15 protein-coding genes are annotated in these 17,001 nt (G+C 60.3%); 8 read left to right on the plus strand and 7 right to left on the minus strand.

Annotation, left to right across the window (positions count from 1 at the left end):
- Positions 1-6: 6 nt before the first annotated feature.
- The gene (gene truB, locus QWU43_RS02635) at positions 7-909 is read right to left on the minus strand and encodes a tRNA pseudouridine(55) synthase TruB (protein WP_370917055.1); all 903 of its coding nucleotides are present in this window, start codon (positions 907-909) and stop codon (positions 7-9) included.
- A gap of 34 nt (positions 910-943) precedes the next feature.
- Here truB and QWU43_RS02640 point away from each other — a divergent pair, with 34 nt between their 5' ends.
- Positions 944-1,927 (plus strand): bifunctional riboflavin kinase/FAD synthetase, encoded by a 984-nt coding sequence (locus QWU43_RS02640; protein ID WP_370917056.1) that lies wholly within the window; start codon positions 944-946, stop codon positions 1,925-1,927.
- A 172-nt stretch (positions 1,928-2,099) separates the two neighbouring features.
- A complete protein-coding gene (rpsO, locus tag QWU43_RS02645) occupies positions 2,100-2,369 on the plus strand; it encodes a 30S ribosomal protein S15 (protein WP_198736110.1) in 270 nt (89 codons plus the stop codon).
- 333 nt (positions 2,370-2,702) lie between these two features.
- Here rpsO and QWU43_RS02650 read toward each other — a convergent pair whose 3' ends face one another.
- Genes QWU43_RS02650 through QWU43_RS02675 form a run of 6 tightly spaced genes read right to left on the minus strand, consistent with a single transcriptional unit; the run spans position 2,703 to position 8,210 of the window.
- Positions 2,703-4,058, minus strand: a complete 1,356-nt coding sequence (locus tag QWU43_RS02650) for an MFS transporter (protein WP_370917057.1) — start codon at positions 4,056-4,058, stop codon at positions 2,703-2,705.
- A 29-nt stretch (positions 4,059-4,087) separates the two neighbouring features.
- Positions 4,088-5,032 (minus strand): sugar kinase, encoded by a 945-nt coding sequence (locus QWU43_RS02655; RefSeq protein WP_370913970.1) that lies wholly within the window; start codon positions 5,030-5,032, stop codon positions 4,088-4,090.
- A complete protein-coding gene (locus QWU43_RS02660) occupies positions 5,025-5,702 on the minus strand; it encodes an L-ribulose-5-phosphate 4-epimerase (RefSeq protein ID WP_370913971.1) in 678 nt (225 codons plus the stop codon). The genes QWU43_RS02655 and QWU43_RS02660 overlap by 8 nt, the downstream gene beginning before the upstream one ends.
- Positions 5,699-6,571 (minus strand): L-ribulose-5-phosphate 3-epimerase, encoded by an 873-nt coding sequence (locus QWU43_RS02665; protein WP_370917058.1) that lies wholly within the window; start codon positions 6,569-6,571, stop codon positions 5,699-5,701. Before QWU43_RS02665 ends, QWU43_RS02660 begins: the two co-directional genes overlap by 4 nt.
- On the minus strand, positions 6,568-7,218 hold the full coding sequence (locus QWU43_RS02670; RefSeq protein WP_370913973.1) for an orotidine 5'-phosphate decarboxylase / HUMPS family protein: 651 nt from the start codon (positions 7,216-7,218) through the stop codon (positions 6,568-6,570). Before QWU43_RS02670 ends, QWU43_RS02665 begins: the two co-directional genes overlap by 4 nt.
- A gap of 2 nt (positions 7,219-7,220) precedes the next feature.
- Positions 7,221-8,210, minus strand: coding sequence for a phosphotriesterase (locus QWU43_RS02675; RefSeq protein ID WP_370917059.1), 990 nt, complete (start codon positions 8,208-8,210; stop codon positions 7,221-7,223).
- A gap of 197 nt (positions 8,211-8,407) precedes the next feature.
- Between QWU43_RS02675 and QWU43_RS02680 the strand changes: the two genes are divergently transcribed.
- From QWU43_RS02680 to QWU43_RS02705, 6 genes are all read left to right on the plus strand, one after another.
- Positions 8,408-9,376: a sugar-binding transcriptional regulator gene (locus QWU43_RS02680; protein ID WP_370913975.1), complete on the plus strand. Its 969-nt coding sequence runs from the start codon at positions 8,408-8,410 to the stop codon at positions 9,374-9,376.
- 342 nt (positions 9,377-9,718) lie between these two features.
- Entirely contained in the window at positions 9,719-11,959 is a 2,241-nt protein-coding gene (locus QWU43_RS02685) for a polyribonucleotide nucleotidyltransferase (RefSeq protein ID WP_370913976.1), read from the plus strand.
- A gap of 282 nt (positions 11,960-12,241) precedes the next feature.
- On the plus strand, positions 12,242-13,006 hold the full coding sequence (gene dapB, locus QWU43_RS02690; RefSeq protein WP_370917060.1) for a 4-hydroxy-tetrahydrodipicolinate reductase: 765 nt from the start codon (positions 12,242-12,244) through the stop codon (positions 13,004-13,006).
- A gap of 45 nt (positions 13,007-13,051) precedes the next feature.
- Positions 13,052-13,804, plus strand: a complete 753-nt coding sequence (thyX, locus tag QWU43_RS02695; RefSeq protein WP_370917061.1) for an FAD-dependent thymidylate synthase — start codon at positions 13,052-13,054, stop codon at positions 13,802-13,804.
- A 91-nt stretch (positions 13,805-13,895) separates the two neighbouring features.
- A complete protein-coding gene (dapA, locus tag QWU43_RS02700) occupies positions 13,896-14,801 on the plus strand; it encodes a 4-hydroxy-tetrahydrodipicolinate synthase (protein ID WP_370913979.1) in 906 nt (301 codons plus the stop codon).
- Positions 14,802-14,803: 2 nt separating this feature from the next.
- Positions 14,804-16,930, plus strand: a complete 2,127-nt coding sequence (locus QWU43_RS02705) for a ribonuclease J (RefSeq protein ID WP_370917062.1) — start codon at positions 14,804-14,806, stop codon at positions 16,928-16,930.
- Positions 16,931-17,001 lie beyond the last annotated feature (71 nt).

Below are 17,001 nucleotides of genomic sequence, written 5' to 3' on the forward strand. Positions count from 1 at the left end.
TGGCGTTCACAGTGTCGACGGGCGGGCGACGAACACTGTTGCCAGACGTTTGCGCCCCTCCTTCACCAGGGCGATTGCACGTCCGTCAGGTGTCACCGCCGCGTGTACGCCCTTCACACCACGGGGTTCCAGCCACTTTCCCATCGCAAGTGCGGAGCCGTCCTCCTGTGTGACCTCTAGGACGGGGAAGGCCGCGATCAGTGCCTCGTCGAGGCTTAACGACAAGCGGGGGGTTTCCATGATCTCTGTCAGTGGGCGTGCCGCGGAAATGCTGAATGGGCCTACTGATGTCCTGCGGAGTGAGGTGAGGTGCCCACCGACGCCGAGTATCTCGCCGAGATCGCGGGCAAGGGAACGGATGTAGGTTCCGGAGGAGCACAGAACATCCACATCCAGATCCAGGTGGTCGGTCGTTCGACGCTGAGCGGAGACATCGAGACGGTGAACCGTTACCGGGCGGGCCGGAATATCGACGGATTCACCTGCACGGACACGCTCGTGTGCCCTCTTTCCGTTGATCTTGATTGCGCTCACCGAGCTCGGTTTCTGCATGATCTCGCCGCGTAACCCATCCAGTGCGGTGGTGATCGTGGCGTCATCAAGCGTGGACACAGCTCCATCCGGTGCCACGGTGAGCACCTCGCCCTCCGCATCATCGGTGGACGTCGAACTCCCTAACCGGATCGTCCCGGTGTAGGACTTCGTCTCGGCCACCAGGTGAGCCAAGAACCGGGTGCCCCGTTCGATGCCCACGACCAGAACCCCGGTGGCCATCGGATCCAGTGTTCCGGCATGCCCGACCTTCCTGGTCCCGAAAGCTCTGCGAAGACGCGCAATGACATCGTGCGAGGTCAACCCGGCGGGCTTATCGACGATGATGAGTCCGGATCTGGCGAGGGGATCAGTCATGCGGACAGTTTAGGCGATCGCGTAACCTGAACCGGTGGACATTTGGCATGGACTGCAGCAGATACCCGCTGACCTCGATGGCTCGGTGGTCACCATCGGTGTTTTCGACGGAGTACATCGTGGACACCGGAAACTGATCACCACTGCGATACATCGCTCCCACGAATACGGGGTGCCGACCGTCCTGATGACCTTCGACCCGCATCCGATGGCGGTTTTCGCTCCGGAGAAGCTCCCCCCGATGCTGGATACCATGGAGTCTCGGGCGCATATCGCCAGCGAACTCGGCGTCGATCACATGCTTGTCGTGCCGTTTACCGCGGAAATGGCGAAGGAGAGTCCCGAGGAGTTTGTCCGGGGTGTACTTGTGGAGAGACTGAAAGCGACAGCCGTTGTCGTGGGAGAGAACTTCACTTTCGGGCACAGGGCCTCGGGGAACACAATCACCCTCCGTCAGCTCGGTGAGGTGTATGGAGTGCAGGTCGATGTACAGGAGCTGTTCACCGAGGACGGTGTCACGATATCGTCTTCGGTGATTCGTAGCCTGTTGCGCGACGGGAATGTGGCGCGCGCTAACTGGGCACTCGGGCGAGCGTTCCGACTCTCCGGTGAAGTGGTCCGGGGGGCCGGACGTGGGGGACGGGAACTCGGTTACCCGACGGCAAATCTCTACTTTCCCGATTCCGTCGCGGTCCCCGCTGATGGGGTCTACTGCGGCTGGTTCACCGTCATCAATGATTCAGGAAATGAACCGATCGACGGTGACATGGAACCCGGAGTCCGTTATGTGACGGCGATCTCGATAGGCACGAACCCGACCTTCGGTGACGAGCGTCGTAGCGTTGAGGCATTCGTCCTGGACCGCGATGCCGATCTTTACGGTCGGCACTGCCGGATCGAGTTCATTGAGAGGCTACGGGGCATGGAGAAGTTCAACGGTGTCGATGACCTACTGACCGCAATGGGCCGTGATGTCCTGCGCACACGCCAGATAATGGCAACTCGAGCCGAAAGCTAAGGGGATGGTGGGGCAACATGCTATAGTATCGTGAGGTTTGTGACTGCGGTCCACAGCAGTTGCTCCCCGTGGGTTCCCGACGCCTTTTCTTTCCCGCAGGCTCTGGTTAATGGCAAGAGGGAACACACGGAATTTTCATGTGGACTGAAATTATGTAAGAGGAGAATACTCCGTGGCACTTTCCACCGAGAAGAAGAAGTCCATCCTGGCCGAATTCGGTCTGCACGAGTCCGATACCGGTTCGCCGGAGGCCCAGATCGCACTGCTCACCACGCGTATCCGTGAACTCACCGAGCACCTCAAGTTCCACAAGCACGATCATCACTCCCGCCGTGGTCTGCTCCTCATGGTCGGTCGTCGCCGCGGCCTGTTGAAGTACCTGAAGGAGAACAACGTCGACCGTTACCGCGACCTGATCTCCCGACTGGGCCTTCGCCGCTGAGGTTTTCTTAACAACGTTCAACCGCCGGTCCCGTTTTTCGGGTCGGCGGTTTTCCGTGTCATTGCCTCTTCGGCAGAAGCCGAGAGCACCGGAGGCGGTACAGGAAAGGAATATTCTGCGCGATACCCAGTTCTGTTTGGATATAGCGCAACCTGGTCGGCGTGTGTAACCGTATCGGCATCGTAAGGGAGTGGCGTGCGGTACACATCCCCGGGTGGCTGACAAAAAGTCGGCGGGAGATCGTGGGAATCTTCCCGCCGACTCAGGGGTGAGTGGCCGTGCAGCCGTGTACAACGGTGTTCTTTCCATGGGAACCGCGTTTCGCGGAGAATGTCAGATCTTCTCCAGTTGCAGGGCCTTCGTCTCCTTGGCGAACAGGTAGGTAATACCACCTAGTGCCAGTAGTGCCGCGAACAGGAAGAACGCGGGTGGTACCGCATCAAGGGTTACATCCTGCCGGATCGCAGAACCGCCGATGAGGAACCCCATGAGGGCCGGTCCGAAGATCTTCGCGGAAGCGCCGATACCGTAGCCGAGTCCCAGGCCGGTCGAACGCACATCGTTCGGGAACTGTTCGGCACCGAAGGCGTTGAGGATGCCGAACGCACCGTCGCCGAACATCATCGCGATGAGGATACCGATGAAGAAGACAGTTCCCGTGGAGGCCGTGGCGGATATTACGCAGCCTGCGGCACCGAGCATTCCGAAGCTGAACATGACCCACCTGCGGCCGATGATGTCGGACAGCCACGCGGAGCTGAGGCGCCCGATGATGTCCGCTAGCGAGACGAACGTGAACATCAGGCCGACCATCGAGGCCGTGTAGCCGAAACCGTCCTTGAGGAGGGTCTGGCCCCAGGACTGGATGGTGAAGGAACCCAGGATGAAGCAGAACGAACCGAGGGTGATCAGCGCCAGGGACTTCTTGTGGGATTCAAAGAGTTTGCTGAAGCTGGCGGAGCTTTCCTTCTTCAGTTCAGGGAGGTCACCGACTTCTCCGACAGGAACCATCAGGGCCCAGGCGTACGCCTCTTTGGCTTCCTCGGCCCGGCCGTGGGTCTGCAGGAAGCGGGGGGATTCGGGGACCCGTGCCAGCCAGAACAGGAGGAACACCGGAATGACGCCGAGTGCGATCAGGCCGCGCCAGCCGATGGGCTCGGCGAGCCATTGCTGTGCCTGGGCGCCCAACAGCAGGCCGACGGGAATGAACACGGACGCGAGACCTGCGAGAAGTCCACGGTGCTTGGCGGGGACGAATTCCTGGACGTAGGGGATCGAGGTGATGTTGAGACCACCGACGCCGATGCCGACGCCGATCCGAAGAATCGCGAGCATCCACCAGCCGCGATCCGGGGTGATGATGCAGAGTGCAGTGAAAACCACGAGGAGCACGATGCACCACCAGAATGCACCCTTACGGCCGACCTTGTCGGCCAGTCGGCCCCACAGAATGGCTCCAGCCACGGTTCCGAGTCCGGAGCATGCGAGGATGACTCCGGCTTCGAAGCCTGAGAGATTCCACGGTTTGACCAGGAGCGACACCACGAAGCCGATGAGGAAGATGTCGAAGAATTCGGCGATGTTGCCCATGATGACGAGGCCGACGATGGATTTCTGGTTGCGGGTGAGTTTCCCGGCGTCAATCTGACTGGCGGCAGTCATCACCGGCGCAGTAGGTGTGTTGGACATGGGGATATCCTTAATCTCTGGACAATCCGCTAGCGGATGATGTCTGCGGTGGTGGGGATGGACAGTTCTGCCGGATTGATTCTCGTCAGATCACCGTGGTGGGTGAGTGCGTACTTCGCGATCGCCTTGCCGTATTCGACACCTCTGCGCATGTCCCCGGACAGGAAGCCGTGCAGGCAACCGGCGACGAAGCTGTCCCCGGCTCCGGGACGATCCACGATGGGGACGGTCTCGACGGTGACGCTGTCCTCACCGTCCGGCCCCGCGTAGTACACCGGATTCGTCTGATCCGTCGACACCACATATGTCGCGCCGAAACGCTTACGCAGGGTCCTAGCGCACCCGGGGCCGTCGCCGGTGATACCGAAGACGATCTCGGCGTCGCGTCGGGAACAGAATAGCGCAGTGGATTTCTCCGCGATGGGGGTGAGCACCTCAGCCGCTTTCTCCGGGGACCAAAGCAGACCCCGGTAGTTCACGTCGAGAACCACGTCGATGCCCCTATCGGCGGCGGAGTTGACGAAGTGGGTGATGACTTCACCGGTGTTGTCGGTCAGTGAGGCGGTGATTCCGGTGACGAACACGAGTTTGGTGTCCAGCATGGAATCCCAGTTGACGTCATCGACCCGGATATCTCGAAACGGGGTGTGTTGGCGATCGTAGGTTACCCGGGACGGCATCGGTGATTTGCCGGGCTCCATGAAGTACAGTGCGGTCCGGCCCTCGGGCACACGAATCATATTGGAGAGATCAACGCCGACGGAGCGGTATTCGGAGAGGCAACGCTCCGCGAGGTCCCCCTCGGGCAGGATTGAGCACCATGATGTGGCGCGTCCGAGTTGGGAGAGAACTCCGCACACGTTCGCTTCCGAGCATGCAGCGTTGAGCAGAACCTTTGTGGAGCTGACGAGTCGTCGCCCCTCGATCACTGTCAGTCGGATCTGGCCTTCGCCAATGGATGTGATGTCAAACATTTTCAGTCACCCCTTCGGATGCTTGGGCTGTCCCGTAACGATGGGTGTAGCGGTCAAAGTTGGCCGCGATTTCCTCTTCGGGAAGCGGGATTGGTGTACCCATGAGCCGTGCGGCCCACATGGTATGTGCAACGTCCTCAACCATCACGGCGGCCTGGAGCGCCTTCTGGATTCCTGGGCCGATGGTGAAGACGCCGTGCTGTTTCATGAGAATTGCCGGTGAGTGGCCGATGCTGCGGAGGATCTCTTCTCCGATCGCGTTGCCCCCTATTCGCGCGTAGCCGCCGCAGGGGATTGGTCCTCCGAACTCATCTGAGATTGCGGTGAGGCAGCAGGGGATCTCCTCTCCGAGTGCCGCCCAGGCGGTCGCGTAGGTGGAGTGGGTGTGTACCACTGATTTGACGTCTTCACGGCCCCGGTAGATCCCGAGGTGTGAGGAGGTGTCCGAGCTGGGCCCGTGGGTACCTTCGATGATGCGCCCGTCGAGGCTCACGATCACCATGTCATCCGGGGTCATCTCGGTGTACAGCCTGCCGGATGGTTTGATGACGATCCGGTCACCGGAGTCGGCGAGTGCCGAGAGGTTACCTCCCGTCCATGCGACGAGACCGTGCCGGGGAAGCGCCAGGTTGCCTTCGCAGACCTGCTCCCGTAGTTCCTTGAGCATCATTCGGTGTTGCCTCCTTCACTGCGTCGGGGTTGCACGATGCAACCGGCGGAAATGAGTCTTTCTTCGATGAAGCGCCGGGCGTTTGTGCAGGTTTCCAGCGAATCCGGGGAATCGTCATTCCACATTTCGAGCATGATTCGCCCGTCCCAGTCCTGTCGCCTGAGTTCCGTGAATGCCGCGTCGAAGTCGGCGACACCGGTGCCGAATGCGATCCGACGTGGCTCACCGGGGAGGACATCCTTGACGTGCAGGGCGACCATGTGCCCGGAACCCGCCGCCAATTCTTCGGTCGCGTCCCCGCCGTGTTCCGCGATGTTGCCGACATCGGGGTAGATCTGTACCCACGGACTGTGACACTCATCGACCACCGCCATCGCGTCCTGCACCGAGGAGATGTCATTCCCGTCAACGTTCTCGATCGCGAGGATGATGCCCTTGTGCGCCGCATACGGCATCGCGTCCTTTAGCGTTTCGATGTAGCGCATCCGGCTGCCGGGATCATCCTCCTCGTAGTAGGCGTAGTACCCGGCGACCTGTACGACCGATACCCCCAGGTCATGAGCCAGGTCGATACCTTTCCGGTACACTTCGCGGGCCTGTTCCCGGATTTCGGGATCAGCGGATCCGGGCATGATTCTCCGGTGCAGGGAGAGGCAGATTCCTCCGATCTGCACCCCCGCATCGCGGGCGGCTCCACGGACCGCATCTCGCTGTTCCTGCGACCAGTCCAGCCGTGCAGCCCGCTCAGGGGTTTCGTCGACGGACAGGTCAACGAAGTGGAAACCTCCGGCCTTGACCTGCTCAAAGAACTCGGGCCAGGGGCCACTGATGAGAGCCTTCTCGTAGATTCCGAGACGGATGGTACTCATGGCCAGACCTGACTGATTGCGTTCTGTAGGTTGAGGGCAGAGGCCTTCGGGTCCGCTGCTTTCATGATTTCGCGTCCTGCGATCACGACCCCCACAGGTCGCCCGGTGAAGACATCGAGTTCGCTGGCCTTGATGCCACCCGTTACGGTGACGGTGAAACCCATCTCGGCGAGTTCGCTGATTCGTTGGATATCGGTGTCTCCCCACGACAGATCTCCGGCGGCCTCCCGGTCGCGGGATCGTTTCACGATGACGTGTTGAACCCCGAGGTCCCGCCAGGATCGTGCCCGATCAGCGGAGTAGGTTTCGCCGAGCTCGACCTGAACCTGACCGCCGTATTCCCGGGCGACCTTGACAACCTGCTCGATGGTGGCGAGTGATGCGCCTGCTACGCAGGAGACCCAGTCGGCACCGGCTTCGAAGCACTGGCGGGCGATGAGGCTGCCCGCCTCGGCGATACGGACATCGGCGAGAATGGTCTTTTCGGGATAGAGAGCACGGATCTCGCGGACGGCCCGGAGGCCCTCTGCGATCACCAGAATCGTTCCGCACTCGATGATGTCGACGTGTCCGACCGCTTTGTTCAAAGGTCCGAGAGCGGAGACCATATCGAGGGAGTCCACCGCGACCTGAAGTTGTGGTCTCATGGCTATTCAGCTCCCCGCATGGTGAAGAACCGCTGACCATTGGTCACCAGCAACTTGTTGACGTACTCCGGGTCGAATCCCTCATCGAGCATGCGCGGTCCGTCGACGGCAGGATTGAAATCCACTCCGGTGATTGCACCGTAGGCCTTCTGGTAGCTCCGTTTCCCGGAATCCGTGCCCAGCAGAATTCGGTCCCCGTAGCCTTTGTCACCCAGTTCCTTCAGTTCCATCATTCGGTTTGACTCCGGCTGATACTTGATGCGGTACGTTCCGTCAATCTCCAACCACGCACCGGTGTCGAGAATCTGTCGGAGGTAGTAGACGTCGGCGTTTCGCTGGATATGACCGATCGCGATCTGGTCGGCGGGTACGCCCATCTCGATCAGTTGCTGCGCCTGTTCCAGCCCGCACGTGCCGTAGGTGGTGTGGGTGTTGATCGGTGCACCGGTCTCGAGGGAGGCTTTGGCGCAGGCCTCCATGCACTTGCGTTCGAAGGGCGTGATCTTTCCGTAGGCGGTGGCGACCTTGATGCAGCCCGCCTTGTACTCGGTGCGGTCGACAATCGGGCCGGAGTAATCGTGCCGGTCGATTCCCTCGGTGATGTCGGCGATGAGCAGATCTGCGATCTGATCCACGCTGTAGCGGCTCACCCAGTGGGACTGTGTTTCCAGGTACACGTGCTCTCGGTGGAAGCCGGTTGTGGCGATGATCTGGAGGCCCGGGACACGCCGGTTCACCTCGGCGAGTTTATCGAGGTCGCGGCCACAGTTGGCGGGGCACATGTCGACGACGGTCCCGCCGTCGGCCCAGTTCCTGGATGCCTCGACGAAATAGGTGGCTTCTTCGACGGCCTTGTCGACGTCCGCGAGCTGATGGTCGGCGTCGATGTACACCTCACCTGCGCCGACCCTGATCAGATGATCATGGGAATTGACCACACCGAGCGTCTCAGGGGCCACGTCGCCGAGAATGGTGCGTACAAACTGTGACATAGTTTACTCCTCAAAATTGACGTGATAACGGCGGTTGCCTGATTTGAAGATTTCCAGATGGATGGGGATTAAGGGAGTGTATTGGTGCACGTTTTTGCAGATGGTGGAGGTTTTGTGAATGTGATTTGGGAATAACCGCAGGTAAAATATGTACAATGGTGAAAAGTTATTCCGGATGAGCTGGAGATGTTGCAACTATGTGCACTGATGCGAAACCGAATGAACGCGAACATGTCGCGGAACTTCTCACAGTGGCCCGTCTCTACTACGAGCAGCATCTATCCCAGGGTGAGATAGCTGACCTGCAGTTCTGTTCGCGGTCTCGAATCTCCCGACTGCTCAAGGAGGCCCGGGACCGGCATATGGTGCGAACAACCGTGCACCATCCTCTGGAGCAGTCGTTTGAACTCGAACGCCAGTTGCGCCGCCATCTCGGCCTGGAAAGGGTGTTCGTCGCGTCTGCCCTCGGTAGGTTCACTCCTGCTCAGGCGGTTGGTCGACTCGCTGCCGACATCATTCAGAGTGCTGGGCACCGACAGGCGGTGATCGCTTTATCCAACGGGCGGTCGGTTGCGGCGGTGGTGGATTCGATGCCTCGACAGAACTGGCCCTTGTCCGTCGTCTGTCAGATGGTGGGATCTTTCGGGCGATCGGAGCATCATGCGGTGGATGCACCTGATCTCACCCGGAATCTCGCCAACCAACTCGGTGGTGGCTACCGGTTGCTTCCTGTACCGATCGTCATGCGTTCCACAACGGCTGCCCGGTGGGCGCGGCGTGAGGAAATGATGGTCACAACACTGGAGCTCGCTGCTCGCGCGGACATCGCGGTCATCGGGGTCGGGTCGGTCGGTCAGGGTAGCTCCAGCGAACTGCTGCAACCATTCATCACTCCGCAGATCAGCCGGGAGCTGAAGAAACACCGTGTTGTGGCGCATTTCTCTGGACACCACTTCGACGTGAAAGGTCGCCATGTGCACACTGTGCTCTGTGACCGCACCATTTCCCTCGAACCGGAGCGATTGAAGAAAATCGATCTTCCTCTGATGGTGGCCTGGGGTTGGGAAAAGGTCGCCGCCATCTCGGCAATCTCCCGAACTGACATCAACCCTGTCCTCGTCACCGATAGCGAGACTGCGACGTTGTTACTGGATTACCGCGCCTGAACATCCGACGTACTGGTGTTTCGGGGGTTCTCGGGGCTGGGAGTTCGTGGTGACGGGAACCTCGGTGTGGGACCGGGTGGAAGAAAACCCGTAATCGATATAGGGAAAACACGTCGCTGCCACCGATGTGCTGCTGAATTAGGTGTTGATATGCACTCCGCCGAGATCCACAGTTCAGTGGGTTCGACCGGACCCGTGGGGGTGGGGATTACGTGATGCCGAAATATGCGGGGGTAATTGTCATGCCCTGCTGGTAGTCTGGGGCGGAGCCTTCCACGAAGAAGACATGAACGGCGGCACCGAAGATCGCCGAGCAGAAGGCCAAGAATAAGGAGAACTCGCTTGCGCGACGTTACAATCAACAATGACACCGAATTCGGAATTGTCGAGGCAACTGCCACAATCGATAACGGTGATTTTGGCACCCGCACCATTCGCCTCGAGACGGGCCAACTGGCCCGCCAGGCAGGTGGATCAGTAACCGCCTACCTCGATGAGGGAACGATGCTGCTGGCCACCACCACCGCTTCCAGTAATCCCCGCGAGGGATTCGACTTCTTCCCGCTAACGGTTGATGTCGAGGAGCGCATGTACGCCGCTGGACGAATCCCCGGTTCGTTCTTCCGCAGGGAGGGGCGCCCCTCCACGGAGGCCGTCCTCGCCTGCCGTCTGATCGACCGCCCGCTGCGCCCGACCTTCGTCAAGGGGCTGCGCAACGAGGTTCAGTGCGTGATCACGGTTCTGTCGATGGATCCGAAAGATATGTACGACGTCGTGGCGATTAACGCCGCATCCGCCGCCACCCAGCTCTCCGGTCTGCCTGTCTCCGGCCCCGTTGGTGGGGTCAGGATGGCTCTCGTTGTCGATGAGAAGCACCCGAAGGGGCAGTGGGTCGCGTTCCCCACTCATGAGCAGCATGCCAAGGCCCTGTTCGAGATCGTGGTAGCAGGTCGTATCGTCCCCGGTAAGAAGGGCGGCGGTGACGACGTCGCCATCATGATGGTTGAGGCCGGAGCCACCGAGAACGTCATCGCCCGCATCGCAGAGGGCGCCCCCGCCCCGACGGAATCCGTTGTCGCAGAGGGGCTTGAGGCAGCGAAACCGTTTATCGAGAAGCTCTGCGAAGCCCAGCGTCTGCTGGCCCGGGAAGCGGCGAAAGAAACCCAGCAGTTCCCGCTCTTCCCGCCCTATGCTGACGATGTTTATGCGGCAGTGGAGAAGAAGGCCAAGGCCAAGCTGGCCAAGCTGATGTCCATCGCGGGTAAACAGGACCGTGATGACGCGACCAACGAGCACATGGCCGAGGTCGAGTCCGCGCTCATCGAGAAATTCCCGGAGCGGGGCAAGGAGATCCGGAACGCATATAACGCGGTGATGAAGGATGTCGTCCGGCACCGCATCCTGACGGACCACTTCCGGATCGACGGCCGCGGAATCACCGATATCCGGGATCTGGGCGTTGAGGTCGATCTTATTCCCCGCGCGCATGGTTCCTCACTTTTCGAGCGTGGTGAAACGCAGATTCTCGGTGTGACCACCCTGGACATGTTGAAGATGGAGCAGCAGATCGATTCGTTGTCCCCGGTCGATCACAAGCGCTACATGCACCACTACAACTTCCCTCCGTATTCGGTCGGTGAGACAGGGCGTGTCGGGTCGCCCAAGCGGCGTGAAGTCGGCCATGGCGCGCTGGCGGAGCGTGCGGTGCTGCCGGTACTACCCACCCGCGAGGAGTTCCCCTACTCCATCCGTCAGGTGTCAGAGGCGCTCGGATCCAACGGATCCACCTCCATGGGGTCCGTCTGCGCGTCAACACTCTCTCTGTACAACGCCGGCGTGCCGTTGAAGGCACCTGTCGCGGGTATTGCGATGGGCCTCGTCTCCGACGAGGTTGACGGCGAGACCCGCTACGTGGCGCTCACCGACATCCTCGGGGCCGAGGACGCTTTCGGTGACATGGACTTCAAGGTGGCCGGGACGGAAGACTTCATCACCGCTCTCCAGCTCGACACGAAGCTTGATGGCATTCCATCGGAGGTTCTCGCCGGGGCACTATCCCAGGCGAGGGACGCCCGGCTGGCGATTCTGGAGACCATGTCCGAGGTCATCGACGGTCCCGATGAGATGAGTGCTCTGGCTCCGCGTATCGTCACCGTCACCGTTCCGCAGTCCAAGATCGGTGAGGTCATCGGCCCGAAGGGTAAGATGATCAACTCCATCACGGAGGACACCGGCGCCAACATTTCCATCGAGGATGACGGCACCATCTACGTGTCGGCGTTCTCCGGGGAGGCCGCAGACGCCGCGATCGAGAAGATCAACTCTATCGCCAACCCGCAGATGCCGAAGGTCGGGGAGCGGTTCCTCGGAACCGTCGTCAAGACCACCAATTTCGGTGCATTTGTCTCCCTGCTGCCGGGCCGCGACGGCCTGGTTCACATCTCCAAGCTGGGTGGCAAGAAGCGTATCGAGCGTGTCGAGGACGTCGTGAACGTCGGTGACAAGATTCAGGTGGAGATCCTGGACATTGACAACCGCGGAAAGATCTCCCTCGCCCCCGTTGACGAGGATGCTGCGGAGTAATCCACTGCACCGGCTCAGACGCCGTACGATAACCGCCGTCCCCGGTGAAGGGTTCCGCAGGAACCGAGCACCGGGGACGGCGGTTATCTATTCTCATCTCTGACATCCGATATCGCGGGAGACCTTTGTGGCGTGCCCGGAGTTTTATCGGTGAGCGGATACCCACCCCGGGCTGAGCGCCTGCCGTGAGGTGCCTAGACTGGTACAGGAACATTGCGGCGACGGTGTTTCCGGGTGCGCCGGGACACGTCACGGAGATCGATGGACACTGGAGGAATACCAATGACAGACAATGGGTACAGCAAGGTCGGCGTTATCGGCGCGGGGGGCCGAGTCGGACAGGCCGTGGTCGCGGCGATTCGGGATACAACGGATCTCGAACTCGTCGCCGAGATTGATCGTGGCGATGATCTGGAGCGCCTCGTTGAGTCCGGTACCCAGGTGATCGTCGACTTCACCGCTCCCTCGGCCGTCATGGAGAACATCAGGTTCTGTATTTCACACGGTATCTCGTGTGTCGTCGGAACCACGGGGTTCACCCCTGAGCGTCTCGATCAGGTGAGTGCCTGGATCAGTGAGTCACAGCATGACGGTGTGGGTGTCCTCATTGCCCCGAACTTCGCGATTTCCGCTGTATTGACTATGCAGTTCGCTAAACAGGCCGCAAAGTTCTTCGAGTCCGCGGAGGTGGTTGAATTCCACCACCCTAACAAGTTGGATGCGCCGTCCGGAACCGCGATCCACACGGCGGAGGGGATTGCTGCAGCCCGCCGTGAGGCCGGCATGGTGGAGCAGCCCGATGCAACGGAGCAGTCACTGGATGGCGCGCGTGGTACGGATGTCGATGGCGTCAGGGTTCATGCCGTGCGCATGACGGGAATGGTTGCCCATGAGGAGGTCATCTTTGGCTCCCAGGGGCAGACGTTGACCATCCGCCAGGACTCCTACGACCGTACGAGTTTCGTTCCAGGTGTTCTCGTCGGCGTACGACGTATCCATGAGTTCCCCGGACTGACCGTCGGACTCGAAAACTACCTCGGTCTCTGAACCCGCCCCGATCCGCCCATCGAACCAACCGAGGAGAACTGATCCGTGGCCAGATCCGTCGACCTGAAGGTGCAGGTCATCGCCCACACCACCTTCACACCACCAACGGACATCGACTGGGAGAGCGACGCCTGCGATGGTGAGGCCTTGGCTGAGTTCGCCGGGCGTGCCTGTTACGAAACCTTCGACAAACCGAACCCGCGTACCGCAGCGAATGCGGCGTATCTCCGCCACATCATGGAGGTGGGACACACCGCACTGTTCGAGCACGCCAGTGCGACGCTGTATGTGCGGGGAATCTCCCGTTCCGCCACGCACGAGCTGGTCCGACATCGGCATTTCTCCTTCTCGCAGCTTTCTCAACGGTTCGTGCATTTCGAGGAAAGCGAGGTTGTCGTTCCATCTTTGATCGCGGAGGACGAGGAACTCACTAGATTGTTCATGCAGGGGATTGATGACGCTCGTTTTACGTTTAACGAACTACTTGCTGGCCTTGAGGAGAAGCTCGCGGATGAGCCTAACGCCCTGTTGCGGCGCAAACAGGCGCGGCAGGCGGCCCGTGCGGTGCTTCCCAACGCGACCGAGTCCCGAATCGTCGTCACCGGTAACTACCGGGCATGGCGGCACTTCATCGGTATGCGGGCCACTGAACACGCTGATGTCGAGATCCGGACCCTCGCTGTTGAATGCCTGCGCCTGCTCAGAGGCCTGGCACCGACGGTATTCGGGGATTTCGACATAACGAGATTGTCCGATGGATCCGAGATGGCGGTCAGTCCTTACGTGACAGACTTCTGACCTGCTACGTTCTTCTTCGGTCATCTGCGACACGCGCGACGGATACCCGCAATGTCCGCCATGGTGCACTGACCGGGTAACCTCGTGTGACATGAGCACAGGTATGACAGTCACCACCGGAACCGACTATTTCGGAACCGTCGCCGTCGCCATGGTCACCCCGTTCGACGGAAACGGTGACCTTGACACCGCAGCAGGCTGCGAACTCGCTGCACATCTTGTCGATGAAGGGTGTGACGCTCTGGTTCTTGCGGGGACCACCGGTGAGTCACCCACGACGACCGTTGCGGAGAAACTTGCCCTGCTGCGTGAAGTCAAGGCGGAGGTGGGCGACCGGGCGAAGATCATTGCCGGCGCAGGTAGCTATGACACCGCAGCCTCCGTCGCCCTCGCGCAAGCGTCCGCTGACGCTGGAGCCGACTCCTTGCTCGTGGTCACACCGTATTATTCGAAGCCAACCCAGGAAGGTATCTACCGCCATTTTATGGCGGTAGCCGATGCTACTGATTTGCCGGTGTGCCTGTACGATATTCCGCCCCGCTCGATAATACCGATTGAATCTGATACCATTCAACGTCTGGCTGAACACCGCACGATTGTGGCCGTCAAGGATGCCAAGGGTGACCTTGCCGCCGCCACACCTCTGATCGCCGAGACTGGCCTCGCCTGGTACTCAGGAGATGATCCGCTCAACCTCCCATGGCTGTCGCTGGGAGCCACCGGTTTTATCTCGGTGATCGGACATGTGGCCGCGCGACAATTGCGTGAGCTACACACGAGCTTTGCCAACGGTGACCTCGTTCGTGCGCGGGCAATCAACACACAACTTTCCCCGCTGTTTCGCGCCCAGGCACGTCTGGGCGGAGTCAGCTTCTCAAAGGGGGCCCTGCGACTGCAGGGTCTCGACGTCGGAGAACCCCGGCTGCCGCAGATCCCCGTGGATCATGCACAGCTTGAGGATCTCCGCACCGATCTAGAACAGGCTGGAGTCCTATAAATATGTCTGACACCCGTAACCGCTCCCGGAAGGTGATCCGCAAGGCGGGTCCGCCGGAAGCCCCCGAATTTATGGCCCCCGAGCAACCCGATCCCGTAGCCGACGGTGATGCCGGAACCGACAACCGGGGCACGAAGAAATCCGAGGAGAAGAACTCCTCGAATGATGAGCGGGGAAACCGTAGGGAGAGTCGCAACACCAGTAACGACCGGAATTCGGGTGGTAACAACCGTCGAGGTCGTGGTGGCAGCAACTCCGGTGGCGGTAACCGTGGCGGCAATGAGCGTTCACAGGGGAGTCGGGGTAGCGGAGCCAACCGTGGAGGAACCAACTCAGGTAGCGGCGAACGCGGCCGTAACGTCGTCAAGTCGATGCAGGGCGCCGATCTGACACGTCGTCTGCCGGAGCCACCGAAAGCACCGAAAAATGGGCTGCGTGTGATCGCGCTCGGCGGTATTTCGGAGATCGGTCGGAACATGACGGTCTTCGAGTACAACAACCGGATTCTCATCGTTGATTGCGGTGTGCTCTTCCCGTCGTCTGGAGAGCCGGGCGTAGACCTGATTCTCCCCGACTTCTCGTACCTTGAGGACAAACTCGACCGCATCGATGCTCTGGTGATTACGCATGGTCATGAGGACCACATCGGTGCCATCCCCTGGCTTCTGAAGATGTGCCCGGACTTGCCGATCGTCGGATCGAAGTTCACCCTCGCGCTCATCGCAGCGAAGTGTCGTGAACACCGACTACGCCCGAAACTGATCGAGGTCGACCAGGCATCGGAGAAGGATTACGGTCCTTTCAACGTCCGTTTCTTCGCCGTGAACCACTCCATCCCGGACTGCCTCGGTATCGTGTTGAAGACGAAGGCTGGGACTGTGCTGCTCACCGGCGACATCAAGCTCGACCAGACACCGACAGACGGTCGGCCGACGGATCTTCCGGCGATTTCCCGGTACGGCGATGAGGGCGTGGATCTGTTCCTCTGCGACTCAACGAACGCGACGACGCCTGGAATGTCCGGCTCTGAGGCCGACATCGCCCCCACTCTGAGGCGCCTCATCGGTGAGGCAAAGCAGCGGGTTATCCTCGCGTCCTTCGCCTCCAATGTCTATCGTGTCCAGGCTGCTGTCGACGCGGCCGTCGCCACCGGGCGGAAGGTCGCGTTCAATGGCCGTTCGATGATCCGCAACATGGAGATCGCCGAGAAACTCGGTTATCTTAAAGCCCCGAAGGGCACCTTCGTCAGCATGGATGACGCCGGTAGAATGGCTCCGCACAAGGTCATGCTCATCACAACCGGTACCCAGGGTGAACCGATGGCGGCACTGTCTCGTATGGCGCGGCGTGAACATCGTCAGGTGACTGTTCGCGACGGAGATCTGATCATCCTGTCATCCTCCCTGGTTCCTGGAAACGAAGAAGCGGTGTTCGGGGTCATCAACATGCTCGCGCAGATTGGTGCCACCGTGATCACCGGCAAGGATGCGAAGGTCCACACCTCGGGGCACGGCTATGCGGGTGAACTACTGTTCCTCTACAACGCCGTCCGCCCGAAGAACGCCATGCCCGTCCACGGCGAGTGGCGCCACCTCCGGGCGAATAAGGAATTGGCCGTGTCCACCGGTGTCGATCGCGATCGAGTCATGCTCGCGCAGAATGGCGTGGTTGTTGACCTGATCGACGGGAAGGCACAGGTTGTTGGCCAGATTCCGATCGGTAACCTTTATGTTGACGGTGTCACGATGGGTGACATCGACGATGAGGTGCTCGCTGACCGTACCGAGATGGGCGAAGGTGGTCTCATCTCGATCACCGTCGTCATCGACAACCGCACCGGTCGCCCGCTTGAGCGTCCCACGGTACAAGCCAAGGGTTTCTCCGAGGATGCTAAGGCGATGATGCCTGAGATCACGGAGCTGGTCGACAATACGATGCGTCAGCTTGCGGGTGAAGGGGAGAACGATCCCTACCGCATGGTCCGCCAGTTACGACGGAAGGTATCCCGTTTCGTGGAGCAGAAGTGGCGTCGTAAGCCGATGATCATCCCGACCGTTGTGCCGATGAACTCAGACAGTCACAACCCGGTCCCGGATGAAGCAGTTCTCCGGTCACGCGAGACCCGCTGAGTAGTTCATCTCATCGAGTGTTCTGGCCCCGGCCTGTCGGCGCCGCCCCTTGGGTGGCGCCGACTAGGCTG

This window comes from Corynebacterium sp. CCM 9204 (assembly GCF_041357695.1).
Classification (GTDB): Bacteria; Actinomycetota; Actinomycetes; order Mycobacteriales; family Mycobacteriaceae; genus Corynebacterium.